Here is a 26,107-nt window from a genome sequence, read left to right on the forward strand (position 1 = left end):
GATGCCGCGCAGAAAGCCGCCCATTACCGAAGCCTCGAGGGGCATCACCTTCACTCGCCGCGCGCTCGTCGTCGGCGGCACCCAGGCGACGCTGGGCGTCGCGCTCGCCGCGCGAATGGCCTATATATCGGTTGTCGAGAATGACCGCTATGCCCTTGAATCCGAAAGTAATCGCGTCAACCTGACGCTGATCCCGCCGCGCCGCGGCTGGATCGTCGATCGCCACGGCAAGGCCATGGCGAACAACCGCGTCTCGCTGCGCATCGACATCATCCCCGACCGGCTGCACAACAAGGAACTGGTGCTGGGACAGCTCAAGACGCTGCTGAAGCTCGACGGCGACGCGATGGAACGCATCAACCGCGACCTCAATGCCGCCTCGGGATTCCAGCCGGTCGCGGTCAAGGAGGATATCAGCGAGGCCGAATATGCCTCGGTCCTGGTCCGCCTGCCCGACTTGCCCGGTATCGCCCCGGCGCGCGGCTTCGCGCGTTATTATCCGACCGGAGCAGCGGTCGGCCACCTGATCGGCTATGTCGGCGCGCCCAATGCCGAGGAATATCAGGAGGCGAAGGACCCCCTCTACATCACCCCCGGCTTCAAGATCGGCAAACAGGCGCTGGAGAAATATTTCGAGCCGGTACTGCGCGGCAAGCCAGGCGCGCGCCGGGTCGAGGTGACCGCGCGCGGCAAGGTGGTGCGCGACCTGTCAACCCAGTCCGACGTGCAGGGCAAGACGGTCCACCTGACCATCGATGCCGAGCTCCAGTATTATGCCGCGCGGCGGATCGGGCCGGAATCGGGGTCGGTCGTCGTAATCGACTGTCTGACCGGCGACGTGCTGGCGATGGCATCGATGCCGAGCTTCGACCCCAACAGCTTTTCGAGCGGGATCGGCGTCGCCGAATATAAGTGGCTGAGCCAGAACGACCATGTGCCGCTACGCAACAAGACGCTGAGCGGCCTCTATCCGCCGGGCTCGACGATCAAGCCGATGGTGGCGATGAGCTTCCTCGAGGCCGGATTGCCCGCCAGCGCATCGACCTTCTGCGGCGGCGGCCTGCGCGTCGGCAACCGCGTCTTCCACTGCTGGCAGCGGCGCGGCCACGGCCAGGTCGACATGGCGAAGGGCATCTATCAGAGCTGCGACGTCTATTTCTATCATTTCGCGCAGCAGATGGGGATGGACGTCATCGCGGCGATGGGCAAGCGGCTCGGCCTCGGCCAGAAATTCCCCCTGCCCGTCCCCAGCCAGAGCTATGGCACCGTGCCCAGCCCGGCGTGGAAGCAGGAGAAATACGGCCGCCCCTGGGCTGTCGCCGACACGGTCAACGCGACGATCGGCCAGGGCTATATGCTGGTCAACCCAACCCAGCTCGCGGTGATGGCGGCGCGGCTCGCGACCGGCAATATCGTGATGCCGCACCTGACGCAGGACGCCAACCGCGCGCCGGTGCAGAGCCTGGGCTTCGCCCCCGACCATATCGGCGTGGTGCGCGAGGCGATGAACCAGGTCGTCAACGGGCTGGGCACCGCCGGACGCGCCCGGCTGCCGGTCGAGGACGTCAAGATGGCGGGCAAGACCGGCACCGCGCAGGTCGTCAGTCTCAGCAAGGGCAGCGGCAAGGGCGGCCTGTGGAAATATCGCGACCACGGCCTGTTCATCGCCTTCGCGCCCTTCGACGCGCCGCGCTATGCCGCCGCGGTGGTGATCGAGCATGGCGGCGGGTCGGGCGCCGCCTATCCGATCGCGCGCGACGTGATGACTTTCCTGTTCGACCGCGAAAAGGCGATGGCGGCTCTCGAAGGCTTCGAGGCCGGCTGGGGCGGCACGATCGAGGAGCGCATGGCGCGCGACTTCGCGGCGTGGAAGGCGGGCGCCAACCGTCCCCCGCCAGAGGGGGCGGCATGATCCCCGTCCCGCCCGCGATCCAGCGCATCCCGTGGAAACTGATCGCGCTGCTCAGTGCGATCACCGGCTTCGGCCTGCTTGTCCTCTATTCGGCGGCGGGCGGCAGCATGAACCCCTGGGCCCTGCAGCAGGGCCTCCGCTTCCTCGCCTTTCTGGTCGGCGCGCTGATCCTGGCGCGCTTTCCGATCAAGCTGTTCGAGGATTTTGCCTATCTTGCCTATATCGGCGTCGTCGTGTTGCTGATCGGGGTCGAGTTGCTGGGCTTCGTCGGCGGCGGCAGCCAGCGCTGGCTCGACCTCGGCATTGTCAATCTCCAGCCGTCGGAGCTGATGAAGATCGCGATCGTCCTCGCACTCGCGCGCTTCTATGCGCAGTTGCCGCCGGGCAATACGCGCACCTGGACCGCCCTGTGGCCGGCGCTGGTCATGATCGGCGTCCCCGCCGGACTGGTGATGCTTCAGCCCGACCTCGGCACCGCGCTTGCCATCTGCGCAGGCGGCGCGGTCGTCATGTTCCTGTCCGGCCTGCCGCTGTGGTGGTTCGGCAGCGCGGCGCTCGCCGGCGCCGCGGCGCTCCCCATCCTTTTCTCGATGCTCCACGATTATCAGCAGAAGCGCGTGCTGATCTTCCTCGATCCCGAAAGCGACCCGCTCGGCGCCGGCTATCATATCAGTCAGTCGAAGATCGCGATCGGATCGGGCGGCATCGGCGGCAAGGGATTTCTCAACGGATCGCAGAGTCACCTCGACTATCTGCCCGAGGGACATACCGACTTCATCTTCGCGACGATGGCCGAGGAATGGGGGCTGATCGGCGGCCTTGCCCTGTTGTTCGGCTTCTTCCTGCTGCTGCGCTGGTCGACCCGCGTCGCGCTGAACGCGCGCACCCGCTTTGGCCAGCTCGCCGCGGCGGGGCTGACGATGACCATCTTCTTCTATGTCGCGATCAACCTGATGATGGTGATGGGCCTCGCGCCGGTGGTCGGCATCCCGCTGCCGCTCTTCTCCTATGGCGGCTCGTCGATGCTGACGGTGATGACCTGCGTCGGGATGATCCTGGCGATCGAGAACGACAGCAGGACCGGCACCCGCCGCTTTCACTGATCGATCGAAAAAACCCCCGAAGACGTTGGCTATCCGCTACTGGTCGCCCAGTTGCAGTTCCGCCCGATACGCATCGACCGTCCAGTCGCGTCCGAGGAAGTGCTTCGCGAGCGCGTTCATGGAGGCTGATCCGCCGGGAGCCAGAACAAGGTCGCGATAGCGCTGCGCCGTCGCCTGGTCACGCAGACCGTGTTTGCGGAATTCGCTCAGCAGGTCGCTCGAAAGCGCCTTCGACCATTGATAGGTGTAGACGGAGGCGCCGTAGCCGCCGAGGTGGGTGAAGGCGGCATAGGTATGCGTGCCCTCGGGGTTGGGCACGGCCGCGTAACGGCCATAGGCCGCATCATAGACCTGGGCCAGATCGCGGCCTTCGGGCACGCCGGAATAGAAAGCGAGCGAGGCATTGGCATAGCCGAGCTGGGTCATCGTCCCGAACGCCTCGGCGAAACGACGGCTGCTATTCATCTTTTCGACCAGGGCGGCGGGGATCGGCTCGCCCGCCGCATTGGTCGCGAAGCGCTTCAACGTGTCATAGTCCCACACCCACTCCTCGAGAAGCTGCGAAGGCGCCTCGATGACGTCATTCTCCAGCTCCATCGGATTCTGGGCGGCATAGCCCTGCTGACCGGCGAATATCCAGTGCATCAGATGCCCGAATTCATGAAGGAAGGTGACGACGTCGCCATGCTCCATCAGGCCTTTGGGAAAATTCGTCATCAGCACCGCAACCGGCAATTCGCGGCCCTTGATCCCGATCCGCAGCGGCGCCATCGCGGCATGCGTATACTTGCCCTCGCGCGGGTGCATGTCGAAGTAGAAGCGGCCGATCACCGCCCCGTTCCGGACCATTTCATAGGCGCTGACGTCGGGTGCCCAGACTTCGGTCGCCCAAGGGCGGATCTCGACCCCGAACAGATGCTGGGCCAGATCGAGCATGCCGGCCTGCACCTTGTCGAACGCGAAATACTGGCGAACCTGCTCGGGATCGACGTCGTAATCCTCCTTGCGGACAAGACGCGAGGCATAGGATGTGCTCCAGCTATTGAGCGCACCCAGCGAGGGATCGTCCTGACGCAGCCGCGCCAACATGCACGCCGCATCGGCTTCGCCGATCGGCCGCACGACCCGGTCGATATCGTCGAGGAAGGCCTTCACCCGCTCGGGCGTCCCGGCCATGCGGTTGCCAAAATCATAGGCCGCGTAGCTGGGGTAGCCGGCCAGCGCGGCAAACCGGGCACGGTCGTCGACCAATTGCCGCAAGACGGAATCGTTGGCCGGATAGGCGCGGTTCCCGAACGCAAAGGCCATGCGTTTTCGCAGTTCCGCACTATCGGCATAGCTGAAGACGGGACGGGCATCCGGATAGGCCATGCTGATCCGGACCAGCCCGTCGGCGCCGGCGGGGTGTGCCGCCAGCCAGTCCTGCGGCATCCCCTTGAGTTCCGCAGGGGTCGCGGCGACGCTGCGGGCATCCTCGGCGATATTCCTGTCGAAGCTGCTGATTCCGTCGTTGATGCGATTCTGCAGCTCGGCGATCCGCTTCCTGGTCGTCTCGTCCTTGTCGACGCCCGCGCGGCGATAGGCGCCGAGCTGGCGATTCAGCATATAGCGCAAGGCGGGCGGGATCTGAGCCTTCCGGACCGCCATAAGACGTTCGTAAAGCGGCCGGGACATCGACATCTCGACCAGCGCCGCGTTCGCACGCTGCATGCATCCTTCGGCACTTGCGCGGATCGCTGCATCCGGATGCGTATCCTTGATGGTCGCCGCCTCCAAAGAGGTGGTGTTCGCGAGATTGTAGAGATCGTCATAGGCGGCGAGCAGCGTCAGGGGCTCGGTCGACAGTGCCATGGCCTCGACGCGCGCGCGCAGGCTCGTGAGCGCCGCAAGGCGGCTGTCGCATGGCGCGGTAACCTCCGCGGCGTTCTCCGGCACCAACCGGATCGCGCCGATGGCGGCATCCGACACGGGCACATAATCCGCACCGAGCGCGGGCGCCGCCGTTCCGACGAGGCATAGCGCGAGCGCGAACGAACACAGAGTCTGCATGACAGTCTTTCCCCCAAAATACGGCCCTGCCTCGCCAGAGCAGGTTCCCCGAAACATTATGCTAGCGGAAGTGGACGAAGGCAGGCACTGGAACTTTCTGCGTATATTTTCGGGCGATGGATTTTACGGACTCATCTCATGAAACAAAGGACCGGTTCGGCAGCAAGTGAAGGCCGGCACAGAGGCGGCATTGCCAAAGCGCACGATCTGCATTTCGGGGTGGATTATTGGCCCGCGGAGACGATCCTCAGTCATCCCGACTTTCCCGAGGCGCGGCGAGTCTATCTCGATCGGGTGCTCGCGCTCTATGGCGATGACATATTCCTCAACAAATTGCTGATGGAGGCCGCACGCACCGTCATCTTCGTTGTCATCATCTGCATGGAGGCCGGTTATCGGGAGGATGACCGGGAAACATGGCCGACGATCGGCAACCTCAAAAAGGTGCTGGCGCTGTTCGGCCTCGCCAGTCCGAGACGGATCGAGCAACTCGCGGGGCGGCTGATGCAGACCGGCTTTCTCGAAAGCCGGGTTTCCGCCCGGGATCGGCGCGCGCGCCTGCTGATCCCGACGGCCAGAATGATGGAGCATGACCAGGATTGGCTGATGACCAGTTACGCCCCGTTGGCCGTCCTGTTCGGCGAGGCCGATTACGCCCTGCCTCTTCGCGGGGACAAGGCGTTCCAGCGCGCGCAGCGGCAGGTCGCTACGGGCTTCTTCGTGCCGTCGGCGATGGTCCTGCTCCGCAATCCCGACATCATGCTGTTCCTCGCGCGCGATGCCGGCATCCTCGTGCTGGTCGAACTTGCCAAGGAGATGGCGGACCGTGGGACGCCGACCGTTGACCTCTCGCTGGCCCGGCTCGGCCGCCGCTTTGCGGTATCGCGCACGCACGTCCGCCAGCTTCTGGCCGCCGCCGAAACGCAGGAGCTTGTCGTCATCGATCAGGCGAGGCGGCGGATCACCCTGCAACCCCGCCTGCTCGAAAGCCTGGACCGTTTCATCGCCGAGGGCATGTCCAACCACGATCTGACGGGCGCGGCGGCCAGAAAGCAACGGGGTTTGACTTGATCCGGCCCCGAATGGCGTGATTTAGGGCGAGAAACGGCAGGACCATATCTCATTCGAGAAGCCCGACCCGGGCTTGTCTGCCGACCGAAAAGAGTGTGCGATCTTTTTTCGGAAAAGCCGTTGCAATGCTCGAAATTGCGTGATAGCTGGCCGCTCGCTTCGCAGCCAAGAGGGCCTTGTCCAGCTGCCGGCGATGCCGAAAATGGCAAGTGGACGCATAGCTCAGTTGGTAGAGCAGCTGACTCTTAATCAGCGGGTCCTAGGTTCGAGCCCTAGTGCGTCCACCATTTCTTTCTCTTATCATTCAAACACTTACGCCGTTCGAAGCCACCAAACGAAGCCCGCCTCCGGCGAGTTTTGTAGGTGATTTTGTGACGTAGGCTCCCTCGGACCCTCGAACCCGTTCGGTTTCCAGATCGGGCTCGAAACCAAGCCGGTCGGCGTAAGGCTGCAAATGGTCGACCGACATGTGCGCATAACGCCGCACCATCGATTCCGATTTCCAGCCGCCGAGTTCCTGAAGCACCCAGGTGGGGACACCCGCCTGCCTCAGCCAGCTTGCCCAGGTGTGGCGAAGATCGTGCCAGCGGAAATTGGTGATCCCCGCGCGCACGAGCGCTTTTCGCCATGCCCTTGTGTTCGCCGACCGGAGCCTTTCGCCCCGATAGGTGAACACCGCCGTCTTGTGCTTGCCCCGCTGCCGCATGAGCACGGCCACCGCGATATCGTTGAGCGCGACGCCGAGGGCGTCCTCGTTCTTGGTATCGCCATGCTCGATCGTCGCCTGGCGCCGGTCCATGAAGACGCGGTCCCAGGTCAGGCCGAGAACATTCCCCTGGCGCAGGCCAGTGGCAAGGGCAAACACGACCACGTCGCGCTGATGTTCGGGCAGTTCGAGCAGCAGCGCCTTGGCCTGTTCGTGGGTGATCCAGCGAACGCGAACCTTCTTGCCCTTCTCGTAGGTCTTGAACGCCGGCATCGTATCGATCCATTCCCATTCGCGCATCGCCATCCGGAAAATGGCGCGAATGAGCGCCACGTAGAGATCCTTCGTTCGATCCGTCGCATGGACATGCGTCGTGATAAGCCGGTCGACGAGACTCCGGTCGATCTGGTCGAGGGTCTTCCCCCGCAGATGACCGGTGAACCAGCGGATCCGTTGCACATCGTCCCTGAGGGATTTCTTGTGCTCCTTCTCCTTCAGCCACCGCAGCGCCGCTTCGTCCCAAGAACGCTTCGGCTTCTGCTTCAGTCTGCTCAAGTCCCACAACTCTGCCTTCAGCTTGTCGTGGTATTCCTTCGCTTTCGCTCGGTCGGTCGTCCCAGTCGTGTGTCTAACTCGGCTTCCGTCCGGGCTTGCGATGTCGACATGATATGTTTTTGCACGTTTCCAGAGTGCCATAAGCTAGCCTCCTTGGTTGAGGCACCTGGCTGCATTCGTGCGCGCACAGGATATCGGCTGCGCAGCGCAGCGACAAGATCGCACGCGAGAAAGCGCCAGAACCGACCAATCTTTGCGCCCGGGACGAGCCCGGAGACCGCGTAGGAGCGAAGCGTATTGGGATGGACGTGAAGGAGATCGGCCGCAGCCTGCAGATCGAGGACGATCGGCTCTTCGCCGCCGTCACCCGCAAGCTGCGCTGCACCCGTCTCCTTCGCCGCCCCGGTCATCTTGGCCGACGGGTTTTCTGAAACTCGCGGTCGCTTTCGAGGAATGACGCCAGCATCGCGGGGATCAACTCGGCCACCGGCTCGGCCCTTCCATAGCTAGCCTCATAGGCCGCGGCATATTCCTGAAGCGCTTCGGCGAGCTCAGGCAGAAGCTGGAGGGTCATCTTGACCGGCGTGCGTTCGGGGAGCTTGCGGAGCTTGATTTCGGCCATGTCAGCCCCTCCACGGCGCGAGAACGAGGTCCCGATGGACGAGAACGCGCACCGGCCAGCCTGGCCGAACGACCATGGTCGGACGGATTTCGAGACCTCGCTCGACGAGCCGATCGCCTGCTCTCGCGCCGCTCTGCTGCGCCGCTTCGCGCATGGCGCGAACCAGCTCGCTTTCACCATTGCCGGTGCCAAGCTCGGTCCCGACGCCGAGAAGCGTCGAAAGCGCGACACCCTTGATCAGCTGCCAGCCATGCGCATCGATGCGGTCGCGAATGCCGGCATAGCCTGAAGGATCGCTCGCAGGCGCATCCTCAAGCGTCAGCGATGAGCCGTCCGGCCAAATGATGCGTTGCCAGATGACGAACGCGCGCTGTTGGCTGTAGCTCGTATTGCTCTCGTAACGGCCAATCAGACGCGCGCCCTGCGGAATAAGCAGCGTCCGCCCCGTCACGCTGTCGAAGACATTCTCGCTGACCTGCGCGATCACGATCCCCGGCAATTCGCTGTTGAGGCCGGTGACAAGGCTGGCGGCGATGACGCTGCCGCTGGTGACCAGCCACGGAGAGGCCGCCGCTTCGATGCGATGGGGACTGACGTTGGCGCTTCCCGCGGTGCCGGAAGCTCGCGACGGCAACGCCGATGCAGCTTCCTCGGGACCCGCCGCCACGGCGCGAGCCTCGACCGCGGCGGGCGTCGTCGGACGCGTCGATCCTAGCGACATCATCACGGCGGACTGGCGAGCGGCTGCCACTTCGGCAATGCGTCGCTCGCGTTCGGCCTCGGCAGCTGCGGCGGCATCGCCCTTCGCGTCCGGGGAAGGATATTGGCCATCCAGCTTGCGCCGATGTTCGAGGATGGGTCTACCGAGATCGCCGGGAAGCGGCGGTCCGAGCTTCGGAATCTCGTCGTAGCGGCCCGGCGCTCCCGCGAGCGCTTCGGGTGCCTTGCCCGGCCCTTTCTCGAACATCTCTCCGCCATTTGCCGCAAGCCGGAACGACGCCGGTTCCAGCGCGACCCATGTTACGATGGCGATCGCCAGTGCGCCGGTAGCAGCGACGCCGATGATGATTTCGCGGCGGAAGCGCGCGACGCGGCGCGGCGTGCCGCGCAAGACCAGGGTTTCCGGGTCGACCTTGGCGATTGGCCGCTCGATGGGACGGTCGCCGGTTGCCGCCTCTCCGCCGTCGTGCGGCGCGACGCTCTCCGGCGCGCTCACCTTGTATCTCCCGTACGGACGATCCGGACAACCATCTGGCGCTTCGCCCCGTGGCGCAGCTCGGCACGGGCGAATAGGCGGTCGACGATGTAGAAGCGGCCCGAGACCCGGTAATTGACGAGTTCGGGCTCACCGCCCTCCCCGCTCACGAACAGCGGCGGCGCCTCGCCCTGCGCAAGGCTCGGCGGAAATTCGATGAAGGTCTGACGGCCGTCATCGAACGCGCGGAGCGGTCGCCATGCAGGCTTGTCGCCGCGGATCGCGTAGCCGAAATCGAGACGCACCGGGTCGATCGTGGTACGCGCCTCGACCGCCGCGCGCGTCGCGATCGCGGCTCGTTCGATCGCGAGAAGACTGTCGTGCGGATAGGTCCAGGACACCGCCGCCATCGCCGTGCGCGCCGTACTCGCCAGCGCGAGATGATAGACGCGCCGGTCGGTGGTGATGATGAGATTGGTGGCGAGGCCGGGCGCGAGGGGCTTGATCATAATATGGACGCGGCGCTCATCCCCCGCCCCGCTCGTCGTATCGCCGACCGTCCAGCGCGCGGTATCGCCCGCCGCGACCGCGACGAGCGCTTCGCCCGGCTGAAGCGCGATGTCGGTAACATGCTCGGGCGCGGTGACGAGGCGGTAGACCCCGCCTTCGACATAAGCATAGGTCTGGATCGCGCCGCGGTAGTCCTGCGTACGCGGCTCCTTGACTGCTGCGGCCGCCGCCGCACGGACACGCTCGACCGGTCCGGGTCCGGCGCTGGCGGATGAGCTCAGGACTGCCGCACCGGCGGCGGCAAGGATCGGGCGAAAGCAGATCATGGCAGGGCTCCTTCGGCGGTTGCGGGAACGGGAGGGATATCGACGAGCAGTTCGTCCGCCGGCGGCGGAACGCTCCTGGCCGCAGGCGCCCGCTCCTCGCGCTCATATTCGCGGCTCCAGTCGATGGCCTCGACGTAGAGACCGAGCGGGTTCCTGCGGAGGACATCGGCGGAACGCGGCGGTTTGACGGCAACGGTCAGCATTGCGGTCCAGCGCGAAGTCGCGGCGAGGCTGCCGCGCTCATAGGCGCTCTCCTTCCACTTCACCTGCCACGATCGCGGCGAGGCGCGCACGACGCTGGTGATCTCGACCGAGACCGAGCGCGTGCCGACCTGCGCGAAGGGATCGCTGCTGCGGGCAAATTCGTTGAGGAACAGGGCGCCGCGTTCGCCTGCGAAATCATAGGCGGCGAGCCAATTCTCGCGCATCAGCACCGGGTCGAGCGATATGCCGCGGACGTTCGCGATAAAACGGCCGAGCGCCCAGGCGATCTGCGGGTCGGTAGGATTATAGTCGGCGGTCGCGGGCGCGACGCTGCGCGCCTCGCCGAGACGGTCGACCTCGACCACATAGGGCGTAACGCGGCTTTGCACCGACTGCCAGACGAGCCCAGTAGCGAGCCCGGTCGAGAGCAGCAGGCCGCCGAAGGCCATGATCCGCCAGTTTCGCGCCTGGACGCGCGCGGCGCCGATCCGGTCGTCCCACGCCTGGCTGGCGCGCTGATAGGGCGTGACAGGCTCGGGAGTCAGCCCGTAGCGTTGAATGGGTCGTTTGAACTTCATCGGATCAATCCTCCTTTTCGGCGATGTCGGGGCTCGCGCCGCTGCCGCCGCGGCTCCCGTCGGAAATCACATGGGCGGCGGTTTGCCGCGCCGAGCGGCGGCGCTGGTCGGCCTTGAGGTCGGTCGCCCATGCGGGCGGTGCGGCCGACGGAGCGGCATGTTCGTTCGACGGCGGCGAAGCCGGGCTCTTGCTCTGGTTTCCGGCATTCCAGGCGGCGTTGCGCCCGGCAGCCGCGGCTTCGCCGATCCCGAGCGAGCTACCGGCGCGGCGCGCGGCGTTGGCCGCCGCGCCTTTGGTCGCGGTCGCGACGCCCGAGAGGCCGGCGCCGATCGTCTGCGATCCCGATGTTTCCTGTCCGAGCCTGTAGGAGGTCGATGCCGCGGCCCCCATCGACGTCCCGGCGCGGACGGCGCCGAGCGCGGCGCCGCCGCCGGCGCGCGCGGCCGCCATGCCGGCGCCGCCGGCAACGATCATCGTTCCCGCGGCAGCAGCGACGGTTCCGACAGCGGCACCTGCTCCAAGCTGCGGCGCGCCCGCTACAAGACCCGATGCAATGCCGGGGCCGTAGATGCCGAGCCCGAGCAGAGCCAACGCACCGAGTGCCAGCGACATGGCTTCCTCGACGTCGGGCTCGGAGCCCGCCATCGTCGTCAGAAAATCGGGAAAGAAGCCCGAGCCGATGCCGACGATCACGCCGAGCACCATCACCTTGACGCCCGACGATATGATGCTGCCGAGGACGCGTTCGGCGAGGAAGGCCGTCCGGTTCCAGAGCGCGAACGGCATCAGGGCGAAGCCCGCGAGGCTGGTTAGCTTGAATTCGATCAGCGTGATGAAGAGCTGGATCGCGAGGATGAAGAAGGCGAGGATCGTCAGGACCCAGGCAATTAACAGCACCACGATCTCGAGGAAGTTAGTGAAGAAATCGATCGGCCCGAGCAGGTCCTTGATCTGGTCGATCAGCGGATGCGCCGCCTCGAACCCCGCACCGGCAAGCCGTCCGGGCTTCAGAAGGTCATCGGCCGAGATCGTGCCGCCGCCGGCGGTGATGCCGAGCCCGGCGAAGGAGCGGAAGATGATATCCGAAAGCGCCCCGAAGTTACCAATGATGAAAGCGAAAACACCGACATAGAGGATTTTCTTCAGAAGCTTTGCGATGACGTCATTTTCGCCGCCCATCGCCCAGAAGAGCCCCGCGAGCGTGATGTCGATGCCGATCAATATGCTGGTGAGGAACGCGACATCGCCGCCGAGCAGCCCGAACCCGCTGTCGATGTAGCGGATAAAGGCTTCCATGAAGCGGTCGATGACATTGAGGTCGTCCATCGGGCGGGCTTTCGAAGGGGATGAAGGGTCCGCGGGGCCTCGCAGGGGAGCATGCAAGACCCCGCGGCGAACGGCGGGCCAGGAGAGGGGCAGCCTCGCGCCGTTCGTGTCGCTGGTCAGCGGATCGGGGTGTAGGCCTTGCCGTCCCCGAGGAAGCGGCGCATGCGCTCGCGCGCTTCGGCCGCGCTCTGCGCCGCGCGGGCGCGGTCGAGCATGTCGGCCTCATAGGCGGCCGCCATCATCTGCTGGAGCTGCATCTGCTGCTTGGCGGCGAGCGCGAGAAGCTGGTTGGTCGCCTGTTGCGCCTGCAGGCTACCCTCCGCACTCGAACTCCGCGCCGCGACCTCGGCGAGCACCGCGGCATCCTCCTTGACGTCGGCGGCGATCCTGGACTGGACGGCGAGTGTGCGGCGGTACGACGCCATGGCAGCCTCGAGCCGCGCCTTCGCCTGCGCGACGCTGGCCGACCGGGTCAGCCCGGAGAAGTCCTTCGGGAAGAGCGCCGCCATGCGCGCGTCGAGCTGGTCGACGCCGAAATCGACGCCTTCGGCCTTCTCCATCAGCGCCTCGACGCGCGCGAGATTGTCCTTGAGCTTCGCTAGCTCGGGGAAATCGACGCGCTTCAAATGCTTGTCCATATTGGAGAGCATCTGCGCCTCGTTTTGCAACTGCCTGATTTGCTGGTCGATCTGCTTGAGCGTACGCGCGGCGGTGAGCAGGTTCTGCGAGTAATTGGCCTGATCGAACACCGGCATCGCAGCGGCGGGTGGCACGGCAAGCAGCAACGCCGGAATGGCGGCAGCGGCAAGCAGCATATGGGCAAGCGTCTTCATGGCATGTCTCCTTCTTGGGGGGCAGGTTGATCGGTCGTGGGGAGGCCGGGAAAGCCGGCGAGCAAGTCGGCGGCCCAGTCGAGGCCGGCATCGCGAAGAAAATGCGACGCGAAATCGGCTTCGCCATGCTCGGCGAGGATGGCGTCGATCCGCGCTTGCGTCGCCGGATCGGACGCGCCGCAGAGCGCCAGCGCGACGGGTCCGAGACCAAGCTCGAAGAGGCGGTTGCCGCGTGCCGACTGGAGATAATATTGACGCTTCGGCGTCGCGTGCGCGACCAGCTCGATCTGCGCTTCGTTGAGCCCGAAGGCAGCGTAGGCGGCGCGGCTCTGCGGCTCGATGGCGCGATCGTTCGGCAGCAGGATGCGCTGCGGACAGCTTTCGATGATCGCGGGCGCGATGCTGTTGTTCGAGATATCGGCGAGGCTCTGCGTCGCGAAGATCACCGCGACATTCTTCTTGCGCAGCACTTTCAGCCATTCGCGGATGCGCGCCGCGAAGAGCGGATTGTCGAGAAAGATCCAGGCCTCGTCGAGGATGAGCAAAGTCGGCCGTCCGTCGAAGCGCGCGTCGAGCCGGTGGAAGAGATAGGAGAGGACGGGCTCGACCACACTCGCCTGCCCCATCAGCGCCTCGGTCTCGAAACATTCGACTGATCCGAGCGCCAGCCCTTCCTCGGCGGCGTCGAGCAGGCGTCCGTGCGGACCTTCGAGCGTGAAGGGCTGGAGCGCCGCTTTCAGCGCATTCGACTGGAGGAGCAGCGACAGACCGGTGAGCGTGCGTTCCGAGGCGGGGGCGCTCGCGAGGCTGGTCAGCGCCGACCAGATCGCGTCCTTGGTGTCGGGGGTCACCGCGACGCCCTCGTGCGCGACGAGCGAGGCGATCCAGTCGGCGGCCCAGCTGCGCTCCTCCGCGCGGTCGATCCCGCGCAGCGGCTGGAAAGCGAGCATATCCTCACCCTCACCGAGCGGATGGTGCCGCCCGCCCATCGCCAGCACCGCGGCGCGCGCCGAATTGCCCTTGTCAAAAATGTAGAGCTGCGCGTCCGCGTAACGGCGGAACTGCAATGCGATGAGCGCGAGCAGCACCGACTTCCCTGCCCCCGTCGGCCCGGCGATCATCATATGGCCGACGTCGCCGATGTGCGTCGAGAGGCGGAACGGCGTCGATCCGCCGGTCTCGGCCATAAGCAGCGGCGGGCCGCCGAGATGGGTGTTCCAGCCGGGCCCGGCCCACACCGACGATAGCGGCATCAGGTGCGCGAGATTGAGGCTGTGGACGAGCGGCTGGCGGACATTGGCATAGGTCTGCCCCGGCAGGCTCGAGAGCCAGGCCTCGACCGCATTGACGCTCTCGCGGATCGCGGTGAAGCCCAAGCTATGGACGATGCGCTCGGCGGCGCGCAATTTTTCTTCGGCGCGCGCGCGATTGCGATCCGATACCGTGATCGTCGTCGTCAGATAGCCGAACGACACATGATCGCCGCCGAGCGCCTGAAGCGCGGCATCGGCGTCGACGACCTTGTTGTCGGCGTCGCTGTCGAGCAGTTGCGCGGGCTGGTTATACATCACCTCGCGCAGCAGCGCCGAGAGCGACTTGCGCTTGTTGAACCATTGCCGCCGGAGCTTGGTCAGCGCAGCGGTCGCCTCCTGCTTGTCGAGCGCGATGAAGCGCGTCGTCCAGCGGTACGCGAAACCCTGTCCGTTGAGCGCGTCGAAGATGCCGGGGCGGCTGATCGAGGGAAAGCCGAGGATCGTCAGCGACCGCAGATACTCGTCGCCGAGCATCGGCTCGAGCCCGCCCGTCAGCGGCGTGTCGGCGAGCAGTGCGTCGAGATACATCGGCGTCGCGGGAACGCGGATACGATGGCGGTGCGGCGAGATCGCGCGGTGGAGATAGGTCAGAGTCTCGCTGTCATCGAGCGCGCGGACCTCGGGCATGAAAGAAGCCATCAGGTCGATCGCGCGCAGGCTCTCGGCCTCGAAGCGCGCGAGCGCCTCGCACCAGTCGCGCGCGCCGGTAGCGGCGCCCGGACGTTCGATGAGTGCGCGCCCGGCGCTGTCGGCCTGGTCGGCGGGCGGCATCCAGACGAGCGTGAGATGGAAATGGCTCTCGAAATGCTGCCGCTCCTTGTCGTCGAACGCGGCGCGCCGTTCGGCATCGACGAGCCACGAGGCCGCGTCGGGGAAGTCGCTCTCGGGATAGCCCGCCACGGCGACGCGCTCGGCCTCGAAGAAGAGCGCCCAGCCCGAGCCGAAGCGCCGCAGCATATTGTTCGCGCGGGCGCAGGCGGCGACCAGCTCGGCCTCGGTCGCGCTGTCGAGGTCGGGACCGCGAAAGGCGATGCTGCGCTGGAAGCTGCCGTCCTTGTTGAGGACGACACCCGGCGCGACGAGCGCCGCCCACGGCAGATGATCGGCGAGCCGGTCGGCGCGCGGGCGATATTCGGCGAGATTCAGCATGTAAGCTCGCCTTTCTGTCGAAGATGCCGCGCGAGCACCGGCGCGAACTCGGGATCGCGTTTCGCCGCGAACACCATCAGCGTGTGTCCGAGCGCCCAGAGGATGAGGCCCGCGACCCATTGCTGGAGCCCGAGCCCCATCGCCGCGGCGATGGTGCCGTTGACGATCGCGAGCCCGCGCGGTGCGCCGCCAAGCAGGATCGGCTCGGCGAGCGACCGATGGATCGGCGCTTCATAGCCTGCAATGTGGCTCATGCGACGAGCGCCCCGCCGCCGAAGCTGAAGAAGGAGAGGAAAAAGCTCGAGGCCGCGAAGGCGATCGAAAGGCCGAACACGATCTGGATCAGCCGCCGGAAGCCGCCGGAGGTCTCGCCGAATGCCAGCGTCAGCCCGGTGGTGATGATGATGATCACCGCGATGATCTTGGCGACCGGCCCCTGCACCGATTCCAACACCTGCTGGAGGGGTTCTTCCCACGGCATACCCGACCCCGCGGCGAGCGCCGTTGCGGCAAGGCCGAGCGCCAGGCCGGCGGCAAGAAGCGGGCGCTCGGCGTGCGTGCCCATGGCAGCGCGCGACATCGCAAGGGGAATCAGGGACATGACATTTCTCCTTCAGGCTCGATGGAAAGGTCGGTGAGCGCGTAGTCGCCGGTCGGGCCGACGCCCTCGACGCGCGCTACGCCCGAGATGCGGCGCGCGGCACCGCGCCCGGCGATGAAGACGATGAGATCGATCGCCTCGGCGATCAGGCGCCGCGGTACGGTGACGACACTTTCCTGGACCAGCTGCTCGATCCGGGTCAGCGCCGATGCCGCGCTATTGGCGTGGACCGTCGCGATCCCGCCGGGATGTCCGGTGTTCCAGGCCTTGAGCATGTCGAGCGCCTCGGCGCCGCGCACCTCGCCGACGATGATGCGGTCGGGGCGGAGCCGCAGCGTCGAGCGGACGAGATCGCCCATCGACACCGCCCCCGCGCGCGTGCGCAGTTCGACACGGTCTGGCGCGGGGCACTGGAGTTCGCGCGTGTCCTCGATCAGGATCACGCGCTCATCGAGGCTCGCCATTTCGGCGAGCAGCGCGTTGGCGAGCGTCGTCTTGCCTGAGCTGGTACCGCCAGCGACGAGGATATTGAGCCGCTCCACCACCGCCAGCGACAGGAGGCGCGCCGCCTCGGGTGTCGCGATGCCGGCACCGACATAATCCATCAGCGTGTAAACCCGCGCCGCAGGCTTGCGGATCGAGAAGCAGGGCGCGAGGCTGACGGGCGGCAGCAAGCCTTCGAAACGCTCCCCTGCCCCCTCGCCGTGCGGCGGCAGCTCGGCGCTGACGATCGGCGACGCCGCATGCACCTCGGTCCGCGCATGGCTCGCGACGAGCCGGACGATCCGCTCAACCTGCTCGGGCGCCATTCGCACGCCGGTATCGACGCGGCCTTCCCCGAGGACATCGACGCGCAGCGCCCCGTCGGGATTGACCATCACCTCGACGACATGCGCGTTCGACAGCGCCGCCTCGATCGCGGGGCCCATCGCGCTGCGCAGCATCGTGCGACGCCGTTCGGCCGCGATCTGCGCGCTCACGAGCCCGTTCCCGAACCGAAACTGCCGCGGCCCTCGCGGAAGGCCTCGACAACCTTCGCCGTGAACCATTCGAAGCGCTCGCGGCCCTGCGCGCGCGCAACGTCGTCGCCCTCGGCGACGGGCGGCACCGACGCGAGCAGGTAGCGCACGAGAAGCGCGAGGATCTCGATCTCGATCTGGCTGTTGCGCTCGATCCGCGCGAGCACGCGAGCGAGCCCATCGAGGCGCGGACCGAAGCGTTGCTGCAGTTCATTGACGCCCTGACGCGTGAGCCAGGTCTCGAGCGCCTCTGCGAGGATCGTCGATTTGGTCACGCCGGGCTTTCGCGCGAGCAGCGCGAGGCGGTCGCTGAGGCCGCGCTCGAGAAAGAGCTGGTGCCGCACCTGGCTGCCGCGCGCGCTCACAGCCCGAGCCCCAGCTGCTCGCCGCCGTGCGACACCGCCTCGTCCATCGCATGACCGATCAGCACCGGCGCGAGCGGACGGATCCGGTCCATGAGTTTCTTGTCGATCGCGGGATCGGCGTCGTCGTCGATGCCGAGCGGATTGGTCGGGCGCGCGGTCTCGACGCGCTGCTCCGGCTGTTCGGCGAGTTCGGGCTCCTTCGCCTGCTGCGCGCCGCCGTCCTCGACCAGCTTGTCGTCGGCGCCATACACATCGATGTCGGCAGCGACCGGCTCTGCGACGCAGCCGCTCCAATCGTCGCCGCGTGTTGCCGGTCGATCGGCATAGCCGCCATGGGCGAGTTCGGGCGCGGCGCCGAGGCGCGCCTTGAAGTTGGCGTCCTCGAAATAGCGCAGCTTCTTCGCGCGGATCGGCGCCAGCCCGGCGACGAGCACCAGCTCGTCGGTCGCCGGCAGCTGCATGACCTCGCCGGGCGTGAGCAGTGCGCGCGCGGTTTCCTGCCGGCTGACCATGACGTGGGCGAGCCAGGGCGCGAGGCGGTGCCCGGCATAGTTGCGCATCGCGCGCTGTTCGGTCGCGGTGCCGAGCGCGTCCGAGATGCGCTTCGCGGTGCGCTCGTCGTTGGTCGCGAAGGCGACGCGGACATGACAATTGTCGAGGATGGCGTTGTTCTCGCCATAGGCCTTGGAAATCTGGTTGAGCGACTGCGCGATCAGGAAAGCCCGGATGCCGTAGCCGGCCATGAACGCGAGCGCGGTCTCGAAGAAGTCGAGCCTCCCAAGCGCCGGAAACTCGTCGAGCATCAGCAGGAGGTCGTGGCGGCGTGCGGTCGAGCGCCGGTCGTCCAGCTTCTCGGTGAGGCGGCGACCGATCTGGTTGAGGATCAGGCGGACCAGCGGCTTGGTCCGCGAAATATCCGACGGCGGAATGACGAGATAGAGCGAGAGCGGCCGCTCGGCGGCGACGAGATCGGCGATCCGCCAGTCGCAGCCCGACGTCACCGCGGCGACGGTGGGATCGCGATAAAGCCCGAGGAACGACATGGCGGTCGAAAGCACGCCCGAGCGCTCATTCTCGCTCTTGTTGAGGAGTTCGCGCGCCGCCGAGGCGACGACCGGATGGACCCGAGGTTCCTCCGCCGTCCCGAGATGGTTGGTGCGCATCATCGCGACGAGCGTCGCGGCGAAGCTGCGCGAAGGATCGGAGAGAAAGGTCGCGACGCGCGCGAGCGTCTTTTCCTCCTCGGCGTAAAGGATGTGGAGGATCGCGCCGACGAGCAGCGAATGCGACGTTTTTTCCCAGTGATTTCGCCGCTCGAGCGCGCCTTCCGGGTCGACGAGAATATCGGCGATATTCTGGACGTCGCGGACTTCGCAGGCGCCCTTGCGCACCTCGAGCAGCGGATTGTAGCGTGCCGAGCGCACGTCGGTTGGGTCGAAGTAGAGGCAATGCGAGAAACGCGAACGCCACGCCGCGGTCAGCTGCCAATTCTCGCCCTTGATGTCGTGGACCACGGCCGAGCCGGTCCAGCTGAGCAAGGTCGGAACGACGAGCCCGACACCCTTCCCGCTTCGCGTCGGCGCGAACGCCATGACATGCTCGGGACCGGCGTGGCGCAGATAGCGGCCCGACAGGCGCCCGAGAAACACACCGGCATCGCCGCGCAGCCCGGCGGCATCGATCTCGCGCTCCTTCGCCCAGCGCGCCGAGCCATAGGTGGTGACCTGTCCTTTCTGGCGCGCGCGCCAGAGCGAGCCGCCGATCGCCGCGCCGCAACCGATGAAACCGCTCGCCGCCGCAAGCGAACCCGCCTTGTCGAAGACGTGCGGCGCATAGGCCTCATACTGATACCACCACGGAAAGAGGTCCCACGGCCGATAGACCGGCACTCCCCCGAGGTGGAGCCACGGCGTGCCAAGCTCGGGCTGATAGCCGAGCATGGCGGCTGCCCATTGCGTAGCGGCCCAGACGCCGAGAATCACGATCGCGAAGACGATCAGGATCTGGCCGATGAGTAATTTGGTCGGGGTCATGATGAGGCTCCCGTCCGGACAGCCTTGTCCGGACCCGAGCCCATAAAATCCGCGCTAGGCGGCCAAACTTACAGTACGTCTCCGACGCACCGAGGTACGTCTCCGACGCATTTCGAACCACAATGGCCGATGCACGAACCGCTGCGCGGATTGGTGCTATTGTCGATGTAAAGCGGCCCAGCGAGCGCCGCGCCTGATTGAACGTCCGCGGCCAGAGGCAGACCCTTTCGACTCCTTCAACTGAGGAGTCGAACGATGAACGAGCTTATCCAGATTGGCCCGATCAGCCCGCTGCGCCAGCGGCTGATCGACGACATGACCATGCGCCGCTTCTCGAAGGAGACGCAGCGTAATTATCTGCGCGACGTCGGACGGTTCGCGACCTGGCTCGGGCGCTCGCCGCACACCGCGAGCGCCGAGGATATCCGGCAGTTCCAGATCGAGCAGCAACAGGCGGGCGTCCCCGCGCCGACGATGAACAGCATCGTTGGCGCGCTGAGATTCTTCTTCACGCACACGCTCGACCGCCCCGACCTCGCGCGCAAGCTCGTCCGCACCAAGCAGGTTCGCAAGATCCCGGTGGTGCTGACGATGGCCGAGGTGAAGCGCCTGCTCGATGCGACCCGCAGCCTCAAGCACCAGGCCGCGCTGTCGGTCGCCTATGGCGCGGGCTTGCGCGTCGCCGAGGTGTCGGCGCTGAAGGTCACCGATATCGACAGCAAGCGGATGCTGCTACGGATCGAGCGCGGCAAGGGCGGCCGCTACCGCAACGCCATGCTGCCCGAAGGCCTGCTCCTGTTGCTGCGCGACTGGTGGCGCGCCGGACGTCAGCAGGGCATCCTCGTTCCCGGCGGCTGGCTCTTCCCCGGACAGAGCGCCGCAGCGCCGATCAGCACGCGCCAGCTCTACCGCGTCGTCGTCGAAGCCGCCGAGGCCGCCGATATCGACAAGCGCGTCGGACCGCATACCCTGCGCCACAGCTTCGCCACCCATCTGCTCGAGGATGGCGTCGATATCCGCGTCATCCAGGCGCTGCTCGGCCACGCCAAGCTAAACACCACCGCCTTCTATACGCAGGTTGCCACCAAGACCGTTCGCTCGATCGTCAGTCCTCTCGACAGGCTCGCGCTCGCATCGCCGAGCGAGGAGGCGCCTGACGGTTAGGGTTCGTGCGCGCCTCGCTCGAGGTCGCCGACATCTTCCGTGCCGCGGGGCCAACCTATCGCACGGCCCATGCCGGGCATCTGAGCCTGCATCAGCTGAGGATCATGTCGGCGATCGAACATTGCCGCACCGCCGCGCTCGGCGGTCATGTCGAGGCCTGTACCGACTGCGGGCACTGGCGGATCGCCTATAACAGCTGCCGCAACCGGCACTGCCCCAGGTGCCAGGGCGCCGCCGCGCGCAGCTGGCTCGAAGCGCGCGAGGCCGACCTGCTCCCGGTCGGCTATTTCCACGTCGTCTTTACGCTGCCTGCCGAGGTCGCCGCGATCGCCTATTACAACAAGGCGCTGGTCTATGATCTGCTGTTCAAGGCGGCGGCCGATACGATGCTGACCATCGCCGCCGACCCGAAGCACCTCGGCGCCCGGATCGGTATCACCGCCGTCCTCCATACCTGGGGCTCGGCGCTCACCCATCATCCGCACATCCATATGATCGTGCCCGGCGGCGGCATCTCGCGCGATGGAACGCGCTGGATATCGGCACGCCCCGCCTTCCTGCTCCCGGTTCGCGTGCTCGGCGCGCTGTTTCGTCGCCTGTTCCTCACCCGACTGCGCGCGCTGCACGATGCCGGCAGGCTCGCATTCTTCGGCACCATGTCCCAACTTGCCGAGCGGCGCGCGTTCCTTCGCCACCTGTCACCCGTCAGGAAGAAGCGCTGGGTCGTCTACGCCAAGCCGCCGTTCGCCGGGCCCGAGGCCGTGCTCGCCTATCTGTCACGCTACACCCACCGGGTCGCCATATCGAACAGCCGCCTCCTCCGCTTCGACGAAGCCGGGGTCACCTTCCGCTACAAGGATTATCGCAAGGCCGGCGCCACACGGCAGCAGGTCATGACCCTGGCCGCCGACGAGTTCATCCGCCGTTTCCTCCTCCACGCCCTGCCGCGCGGATTTCACCGGATCCGTCACTATGGCCTGCTCGCCAGCGCCAGGCGCAAGGCTCATCTCGAACGCGCACGCCGCCTGCTCGATGTCGCACCTCCACCGACCGAGGAACCACCTGAAGAACCCGAGGTCCGGCCGACCTGCCCCTGCTGCGGCGGCACGATGATCATCATCGAGGTGTTCGAACGCCGCTATCAGCCTCGCGCGCCGCCACCGCCATCCCTCGCATCCGGGACACCTGCGCCGTGACCCGGCACGGCCTGGCACCAACACGATCCAGCGCAGACCCGCGCCTGGAAGCGGACCCGCTCGCGCCGACCCTGCCCATAAGCGGACATCGCACGCCCAAAATCGGACGGTCCGACTTTCAGCGTCCGCTTTCGCGATCCATATCCCGACGGTCCGTTCTCAGATGCGTCTGCTTTTGGACGGCATCTGGCTACCCCAGCATCAGCGCAAAACAGCTTTCCCCATAGCTCGGCTCATGACCACCGCGGTTCGGGCACCGAAGACTTTCTGACGCCTGGCGGCGTCTGAAACCCTCAACGATTGCTGACTGACGGCTTACAGGTTCAGAAATAACCAAAGCTGACGTAGCGCGCGCAATGTCGTTGTTCCCGAAATCCCCAACCGATTGACCGAGAAATGTGGGCACGTATGCCGAAAAGGCCTATATCAGCAAAGTGACCTGAAACTCACCGAGCGACCGCATTTGAAAGTGATCGAAGCGACGTAGGGGCGGCGTAGCATTTCGGCCGACGGTCGATTTCCCAACGAAGGCGCGCGCCTGATCTGAACGCAGCGGCGATGCCGGAGCGCACCGTGAGCCTCAAATATCGTACCCCTCGTCCCTCAACAGCGCTTTCGATTTGATGACGATCAATTCGGGATTCCCCAGCTGGATGTATCGAATGGCGTCGGACGCCGCAATGACTTCGCGCCCCATTTCAGCCGCCCTTTCGGGTTCCAAACCAAGTATTGCCGCGACCGAATGCAGTGCATCGTCCCACCAGTTATCCTCACGGTTCGTTGTTGCAGTGATCGCGCGGACGTTGATGTCATGATAGTTCGCCGAAGTGATGGAGCCCGCTTTCAGAAGAGGGCTAATCAGATCGAGGATGAGGTGCAATCTCAACATCCCAGCCACCACCTCGCTCCAGAGATGGGCACGTCCGTCCTTGCCTGTAACGGCGGGAAGGAATTCCGCCAGACGCCATATCAAACGCGCGACAAGCATGGCGGCGTCGCGAGCATCGACTGGCAGCAAGCTTCCCAGCACGGTGACGGCGCCGCCCGCCAGAAAGGCGTTCGCCGTCGTTGCATGCGACCGGTCCGCAGCCTGAGTGTCGCAGGCGCTCAGGATGACGATCGGTGGGATTCTGATCTCCGTTTTGAGATCCCAGATCGAAATTTCATCGCGACCGACGCGAAGTGTCGCCACCCCGTCTGCCCCATCGTGGCCACCGTGCCCGTCAAATATCATGACCGCACCCTGAAAGGCATTGAGAGCCGCGATGAACTCGCCTCGCGTCGCCACCTTCACGATCCGCAATCTGACTTGGTTGCCGTAAATAGGTTGCCACTCCTCGATCATGTCAAGCAGGATAGCGGAAATCGGATCCTCCGGGGCCAAGGCGGAGATGATCAAAATGTTCCTGAATGCGTCGGGCGAAAGGTGTATGAGACCGGTGCGGGCGAGAAGGCCGATCTGCAGGTTGCCCGGCGTCGTCGTTATACGCGAGACCGTCTTGCACAAGCCGAGTGGAAGGCCGTTTATGGGCAGCCACTCAAGTGGCGCATCGGCGACCAGCTTCACTCCCGTCTGCGAGCTGGCAATTACCCGGAGGAGTTCAGGTCCGACCGCTTCGGCGAGCCGGAATTGGACTTCTCCGAAAGTCTTGGCGAGTTTGCGGGGCGATCTCATCTGATCGGAACGAGCATGGCTCGACATCTGGCGTACCGAGCCGTTGGCACGGTTGACTGCCGATGGCAGGCGAACGGTTGCCGATAAGGTCCCGGCGGCCGCGAGGCCCGCCGCGACGGTCTGGAACGACACTTCGCGTCGACGAATATCCAGCAACCCCATGGCGATTTCGTCGTCCAGAATATCCCGCCACACCTTCCCGTGACCCAGTAGGCGATAGCCCGTCTGGCGCTGCATCATCCGGACCAGTGCACGTGCGGCGTGCCCGCGCTTGCCGGACGGCACTCCCAAGCCTTCCTTGTAAATGTGCGAGTAGAGCGACGGCGCAGTGATATAGATGTCCGGCTGAGGCGGCGTTGTCCGATAAGCAAGCGAAGAGTAGGTCAGTGACCTGGCGTTCAGAACAAAGTCGGCGAGCTCCGCGATTTCGCGACGATAATCGGCGGGATCCTCCTGCAACAACTTCTCAGACTCGATGAAGGCGTAGCCCACTCCCTCCAGAGACATAAGATTGGGAATGACCACATTATGCCCCGGCACCGGACGGCCGAACGGAAAGGTCGGGCGCGGTGCCCATTTCTCTAGACCTTCGCGAACAAGTCTCGAATCCAGTGTGGGGTCGGCTTGCATGGCAAGTTCGAACGTCTCCCGAAAATGGTCGAGAAGGTGCCGGGCTTCAATATCGCGAAGCCGGATCCGTCCGCGACCATCAATCTCGCTGATATGGAGCGGGGGAATAGCCTGCGACGCGATCCAGCGATCGACTTTTCGCGCGGTCGAACGATCGCAGGTCATCATTACCCAGAAGGGGCGGAACGCTGATATCGCTAGGCCGTCGATTGCATAGGCCGCGGCAGGATTCCATCGCCATGCGGCAACGCCATTTGTCCTTCGCCCGGCCTGGGCCTGAATCGGAAGCGCGGGCTCAAGCACATCTGCCGGGAGCGAGGCAACCGCACGAACGAGGTTCCACGCTTCGGTGATCCCGAAGGAAAAGCCTTGGAAGGGACTGGCTTTCCAAGGGTCGTCCTCGGGAATAACAACGAAATAGTCTATTTCGGGCCGCATCACTCGCGGTGGCGGACCCTCGCCGAAAGATGCGGAAGCACTCAACGCTCGTGCCCGTCCACATGGTGCACGAACAGGAAACTTCTCCACCGGTGCTGATCACGACCTAGCGCGTCGGGCGATTCGACGTGCTCAATGCATTCCAGACCTGCACCAGAAGCAGCGGCCAGCAGGTTCGCATCGCTATGGGGATAAAAGACCCCAGTTGGTTCGCCTTCAACGGGTGCGCGGACATTCACCCACAAATATCCCGCCGCAGCGAGAAGCGCGCGCATTGTCTCGAAACTCTGCGGGATATCGCGCGGCTCGACGAGCATGAGTACGCCAGAGCAAAGGATGAAATCGTAGCGGAGCGCCTCATCGACGAGCCGGGGTAGGCGCGGCAGCCTATCGTCGACCCAGCGGATGCGCGGATCGCGGTTGGCAGCAAGGGCTCTAAAGGATGAAGATGGCTCTGCTGCGGTGACGACCAAGCCGCGGTCTGCAAGTGCACGCGCGTCCCGCCCGCTCCCAGCGCCCACGTCGAGCGCGCTACCTTTTTTCGGCAGAAATGAGACCACGGGGTGGTGGACCGCCTCGAATGTGACCCGATCGTAGTGCTTGGACAGTCCGCGAGCTTTGTCGTCATAATAGGAGACGCCGTCGGCGACAGTCATATCGGGCACGCTGTCTTCGTCACGGCTCCTTCAGGGACTTTGCAGAAATAGTCGGATGGAGTTCTCGCGGCCATGAAGGAGCCCCCAGCGGCAAGCAGCAGCAGTGTCGAGAAAATACCGACTATGATGAAATTGCTTCCGGTCACGGTTTTCCCATCATATTTGCGGATATCGCCAAGAACACGCTGCATCACCCAGCGGAGCCGTATGAGCGCGCCGATCATCAGCAGATTGGCGAGGCCTGCGAAGTTGAGAAGATAGGAACGCCCCTGATCGGTGAGTTCGAAGCTGGCGACCGCGAACCACAAGCCGCCCGACAACGTCATGATAAGCAGCGGCGACTGCCATAGAAAGCCGTTCAGCGAGCGGAAATCCTCGCACCGCTGCTGATAGACGAGTGCCTCATCGCGCCCTGATCCCGGATCCTGTGACATTCGCTCCCCCTTCACCATCATTCCTGTGCGTAAACTACCCAGTTTGCCAGCGGACCGCCTCGATGTAATATCAAATCGTCAGAATTTGGATGTGGTGACAATCAACGCCCGGTACAATATCCATCCAAAGCCCCTCCCCGGACCGCTTGTCCTGTTCGATGATCCGCTAAAATATGTCGTCCATCCCCAGGGCATCTCGCAGAATGCGCGCTTCGCGGTGCTCGCCGCCCGAGGGAACAATGAAATGCAAATAGCGCTTCTCGCCCGAAGCGGCGAGCTCGGCATGGCGCGCCACCAGCGAATTGATCGTAATCTTCGTCTCAATATAGATGTCGTTGACCCGCCGATCATAGACGCGCTTCGCGCCCAGAAGCGCCGGGCTTGCTACGCCGGCATTCGAAGGCGCCTCCCCCTGTTCGCCGGCCCCTGAGCGAGCGCCTTTT

At 65.2% G+C, this 26,107-nt stretch carries 23 protein-coding genes, 1 tRNA gene and 1 pseudogene; 7 read left to right on the plus strand and 18 right to left on the minus strand.

The features are described from left to right. The first annotated feature begins 1 nt into the window (after window position 1). Both mrdA and rodA read left to right on the plus strand, forming a co-directional pair. Window positions 2–1,912: a penicillin-binding protein 2 gene (gene mrdA, locus FHR21_RS18405; protein WP_184101007.1), complete on the plus strand. Its 1,911-nt coding sequence runs from the start codon at window positions 2–4 to the stop codon at window positions 1,910–1,912. Then, a complete protein-coding gene (rodA, locus tag FHR21_RS18410) occupies window positions 1,909–3,015 on the plus strand; it encodes a rod shape-determining protein RodA (protein WP_184101009.1) in 1,107 nt (368 codons plus the stop codon). The genes mrdA and rodA overlap by 4 nt, the downstream gene beginning before the upstream one ends. 36 nt (window positions 3,016–3,051) lie before the next feature. On the opposite strand, the gene FHR21_RS18415 is transcribed toward rodA, so the two are convergent. Beyond that, entirely contained in the window at window positions 3,052–5,064 is a 2,013-nt protein-coding gene (locus tag FHR21_RS18415) for a M3 family metallopeptidase (protein WP_184101011.1), read from the minus strand. Between the two features lie 219 nt (window positions 5,065–5,283). Here FHR21_RS18415 and FHR21_RS18420 point away from each other — a divergent pair, with 219 nt between their 5' ends. Both FHR21_RS18420 and FHR21_RS18425 read left to right on the plus strand, forming a co-directional pair. Next, window positions 5,284–6,135 carry a hypothetical protein gene (locus FHR21_RS18420; RefSeq protein WP_184101013.1) on the plus strand — a complete coding sequence of 284 codons (852 nt, stop codon included), beginning with the start codon at window positions 5,284–5,286 and terminating at the stop codon, window positions 6,133–6,135. Window positions 6,136–6,346: 211 nt separating this feature from the next. Further along, window positions 6,347–6,422 (plus strand) — tRNA-Lys (locus FHR21_RS18425). Between the two features lie 17 nt (window positions 6,423–6,439). On the opposite strand, the gene FHR21_RS18430 is transcribed toward FHR21_RS18425, so the two are convergent. The 14 genes and pseudogenes from FHR21_RS18430 to FHR21_RS18495 all read right to left on the minus strand — a co-directional run bounded on the left by FHR21_RS18430 (window position 6,440) and on the right by FHR21_RS18495 (window position 19,471). Next, window positions 6,440–7,537, minus strand: coding sequence for a tyrosine-type recombinase/integrase (locus tag FHR21_RS18430; RefSeq protein ID WP_246427327.1), 1,098 nt, complete (start codon window positions 7,535–7,537; stop codon window positions 6,440–6,442). A gap of 65 nt (window positions 7,538–7,602) precedes the next feature. After that, window positions 7,603–7,806: pseudogene (locus FHR21_RS21360) on the minus strand (helix-turn-helix domain-containing protein); the annotation flags it as partial. Next, window positions 7,803–8,018 carry a DUF2274 domain-containing protein gene (locus FHR21_RS18440; RefSeq protein WP_184101019.1) on the minus strand — a complete coding sequence of 72 codons (216 nt, stop codon included), beginning with the start codon at window positions 8,016–8,018 and terminating at the stop codon, window positions 7,803–7,805. The pseudogene FHR21_RS21360 and the gene FHR21_RS18440, both read right to left, overlap by 4 nt. A 1-nt stretch (window position 8,019) precedes the next feature. Further along, window positions 8,020–9,234 (minus strand): TraB/TrbI/VirB10 family type IV secretion system protein, encoded by a 1,215-nt coding sequence (locus tag FHR21_RS18445; RefSeq protein ID WP_184101021.1) that lies wholly within the window; start codon window positions 9,232–9,234, stop codon window positions 8,020–8,022. Next, a complete protein-coding gene (gene trbG, locus FHR21_RS18450; protein WP_184101023.1) occupies window positions 9,231–10,049 on the minus strand; it encodes a P-type conjugative transfer protein TrbG in 819 nt (272 codons plus the stop codon). Before trbG ends, FHR21_RS18445 begins: the two co-directional genes overlap by 4 nt. Next, a complete protein-coding gene (gene trbF / locus FHR21_RS18455) occupies window positions 10,046–10,831 on the minus strand; it encodes a conjugal transfer protein TrbF (RefSeq protein WP_184101025.1) in 786 nt (261 codons plus the stop codon). Before trbF ends, trbG begins: the two co-directional genes overlap by 4 nt. 4 nt (window positions 10,832–10,835) lie before the next feature. Next, complete coding sequence (gene trbL, locus FHR21_RS18460; RefSeq protein WP_184101027.1) at window positions 10,836–12,158, minus strand: P-type conjugative transfer protein TrbL; 1,323 nt, start codon at window positions 12,156–12,158, stop codon at window positions 10,836–10,838. A 116-nt stretch (window positions 12,159–12,274) separates the two neighbouring features. After that, on the minus strand, window positions 12,275–12,991 hold the full coding sequence (gene trbJ, locus FHR21_RS18465; RefSeq protein ID WP_184101029.1) for a P-type conjugative transfer protein TrbJ: 717 nt from the start codon (window positions 12,989–12,991) through the stop codon (window positions 12,275–12,277). After that, window positions 12,988–15,453, minus strand: a complete 2,466-nt coding sequence (gene trbE, locus FHR21_RS18470) for a conjugal transfer protein TrbE (RefSeq protein ID WP_184101032.1) — start codon at window positions 15,451–15,453, stop codon at window positions 12,988–12,990. Before trbE ends, trbJ begins: the two co-directional genes overlap by 4 nt. Further along, window positions 15,447–15,707: a VirB3 family type IV secretion system protein gene (locus FHR21_RS18475; RefSeq protein ID WP_184101034.1), complete on the minus strand. Its 261-nt coding sequence runs from the start codon at window positions 15,705–15,707 to the stop codon at window positions 15,447–15,449. The genes trbE and FHR21_RS18475 overlap by 7 nt, the downstream gene beginning before the upstream one ends. Then, the gene (locus FHR21_RS18480) at window positions 15,704–16,018 is read right to left on the minus strand and encodes a TrbC/VirB2 family type IV secretion system protein (RefSeq protein ID WP_184101081.1); all 315 of its coding nucleotides are present in this window, start codon (window positions 16,016–16,018) and stop codon (window positions 15,704–15,706) included. Before FHR21_RS18480 ends, FHR21_RS18475 begins: the two co-directional genes overlap by 4 nt. A gap of 26 nt (window positions 16,019–16,044) precedes the next feature. Beyond that, window positions 16,045–16,998, minus strand: a complete 954-nt coding sequence (gene trbB, locus FHR21_RS18485; RefSeq protein WP_246427330.1) for a P-type conjugative transfer ATPase TrbB — start codon at window positions 16,996–16,998, stop codon at window positions 16,045–16,047. 32 nt (window positions 16,999–17,030) lie between these two features. Continuing rightward, window positions 17,031–17,438 carry a CopG family transcriptional regulator gene (locus FHR21_RS18490; protein WP_184101038.1) on the minus strand — a complete coding sequence of 136 codons (408 nt, stop codon included), beginning with the start codon at window positions 17,436–17,438 and terminating at the stop codon, window positions 17,031–17,033. Next, window positions 17,435–19,471: a conjugal transfer protein TraG gene (locus tag FHR21_RS18495; RefSeq protein WP_184101040.1), complete on the minus strand. Its 2,037-nt coding sequence runs from the start codon at window positions 19,469–19,471 to the stop codon at window positions 17,435–17,437. Before FHR21_RS18495 ends, FHR21_RS18490 begins: the two co-directional genes overlap by 4 nt. A 255-nt stretch (window positions 19,472–19,726) precedes the next feature. On the opposite strand from FHR21_RS18495, the gene FHR21_RS18500 reads away from it, so the two are divergent. Both FHR21_RS18500 and FHR21_RS18505 read left to right on the plus strand, forming a co-directional pair. Continuing rightward, the gene (locus FHR21_RS18500) at window positions 19,727–20,635 is read left to right on the plus strand and encodes a tyrosine-type recombinase/integrase (protein WP_184101042.1); all 909 of its coding nucleotides are present in this window, start codon (window positions 19,727–19,729) and stop codon (window positions 20,633–20,635) included. 5 nt (window positions 20,636–20,640) lie between these two features. Continuing rightward, on the plus strand, window positions 20,641–21,831 hold the full coding sequence (locus FHR21_RS18505; protein WP_184101043.1) for an IS91 family transposase: 1,191 nt from the start codon (window positions 20,641–20,643) through the stop codon (window positions 21,829–21,831). 580 nt (window positions 21,832–22,411) lie between these two features. On the opposite strand, the gene FHR21_RS18510 is transcribed toward FHR21_RS18505, so the two are convergent. Genes FHR21_RS18510 through FHR21_RS18520 form a run of 3 tightly spaced genes read right to left on the minus strand, consistent with a single transcriptional unit; the run spans window position 22,412 to window position 25,664 of the window. After that, window positions 22,412–24,574: a CHAT domain-containing protein gene (locus FHR21_RS18510; protein ID WP_184101045.1), complete on the minus strand. Its 2,163-nt coding sequence runs from the start codon at window positions 24,572–24,574 to the stop codon at window positions 22,412–22,414. Window positions 24,575–24,615: 41 nt separating this feature from the next. Further along, the gene (locus tag FHR21_RS18515) at window positions 24,616–25,230 is read right to left on the minus strand and encodes a class I SAM-dependent methyltransferase (RefSeq protein WP_184101047.1); all 615 of its coding nucleotides are present in this window, start codon (window positions 25,228–25,230) and stop codon (window positions 24,616–24,618) included. Next, a complete protein-coding gene (locus tag FHR21_RS18520; protein WP_184101049.1) occupies window positions 25,227–25,664 on the minus strand; it encodes a hypothetical protein in 438 nt (145 codons plus the stop codon). The genes FHR21_RS18515 and FHR21_RS18520 overlap by 4 nt, the downstream gene beginning before the upstream one ends. Before the next feature lie 94 nt (window positions 25,665–25,758). On the opposite strand from FHR21_RS18520, the gene FHR21_RS18525 reads away from it, so the two are divergent. Beyond that, window positions 25,759–26,094 (plus strand): hypothetical protein, encoded by a 336-nt coding sequence (locus FHR21_RS18525; RefSeq protein ID WP_184101051.1) that lies wholly within the window; start codon window positions 25,759–25,761, stop codon window positions 26,092–26,094. The last annotated feature ends 13 nt before the right edge of the window (window positions 26,095–26,107 follow it).

The sequence above is a fragment of the Sphingopyxis panaciterrulae genome (assembly GCF_014199295.1).
In the GTDB taxonomy this organism is placed as follows: Bacteria; Pseudomonadota; Alphaproteobacteria; order Sphingomonadales; family Sphingomonadaceae; genus Sphingopyxis; species Sphingopyxis panaciterrulae.